2 pseudogenes are annotated in these 563 nt (G+C 65.9%); one reads left to right on the forward strand and one right to left on the reverse strand.

Features of this window, described 5'->3' with window-relative positions:
• Positions 1-245, reverse strand: a pseudogene (locus tag D3D02_RS18670) (hypothetical protein); the annotation flags it as partial.
• 201 nt (positions 246-446) lie between these two features.
• Between D3D02_RS18670 and D3D02_RS18675 the strand changes: the two are divergent.
• Positions 447-563: pseudogene (locus D3D02_RS18675) on the forward strand (biotin transporter BioY); the annotation flags it as partial.

A 563-nucleotide genomic window follows, 5' to 3' on the forward strand; every position in this document is an offset into this window, starting at 1 on the left:
GCGTTCCCTCGGTCGACCTCGCGTAATCGGGTTATCCGCCAGCCGTCGCCCCGACAGCGGACGGATTCGAGGACGACTTCGACCGCGTCCCCGAGGCGTAGGTCAGCCAAGCGATCGCGGGCGTCCTCGGTCGCGTCGATGGCGTGATACGTCCGGCCGTCGACGCCGTGGAGAGTCACGCCCCTGTCGGGGTGCGGTTCCGTCGCGAGCCGACACCGCCGCCGAACCTCAGCGGTCGCTCCCATTATTCCGGGTCACGTGCGACGCAATCATAAAACGAACTATGAGACCGACGGAGTGCTATTGACCGGTACCGAGAGCGGTGTGGCGCCGTTTCGACCGTCCGGCGATGCTGGGAACCCCGCCGTCTCGTCTTTCAGCCCGCACTGACACGACCGTTCGGAAGTCCGACACGCTCTTTAGGGGTGATCGCTTACCTGCGGCCAATGACGGTCGAAGCGACCAGTGCCGGAGCCATCCTCTTCCGCGATACCCGCGGCGAACGGGAGTACCTGCTCCTGAAGAGCCGACCGGGGGACTGGGAGTTCCCCAAAGGCGGGGTC

Origin of the sequence: Halobellus sp. Atlit-38R, assembly GCF_003665925.1 — an archaeon.
GTDB lineage: Archaea > Halobacteriota > Halobacteria > Halobacteriales > Haloferacaceae > Haloquadratum > Haloquadratum inordinatus.